Here is a 202-nt window from a genome sequence, read left to right as displayed (position 1 = left end):
ACATGAGCAGCGCGTCTGCGAAGAAGACCTGATGTCCCCTTCGTCTAGAGGCCTAGGACACCGCCCTTTCACGGCGGTAACAGGGGGTCGAATCCCCTAGGGGACGCCATTCTGCTCAGGCCCTGGGTGAAAGCCGGTGCCGCAAGATAGTGCTAAACGAACTGGTGACAGTGGGTTTAGCAGTATGTGCTCTTTAACAATC

The 202-nt window shown here is 56.4% G+C and carries 1 tRNA gene; it reads left to right on the top strand.

Annotated elements, in window-relative coordinates:
* Positions 1 to 33: 33 nt before the first annotated feature.
* A tRNA-Glu gene (locus Xbed_RS19290) sits at positions 34 to 109 on the top strand.
* The last annotated feature ends 93 nt before the right edge of the window (positions 110 to 202 follow it).

This window comes from Xenorhabdus beddingii, assembly GCF_002127545.1.
Taxonomy (GTDB): Bacteria; Pseudomonadota; Gammaproteobacteria; order Enterobacterales; family Enterobacteriaceae; genus Xenorhabdus; species Xenorhabdus beddingii.
The sequence above is the reverse complement of the archived record's forward strand: the minus strand, read 5'-3'. Positions and strand labels throughout refer to the sequence as shown.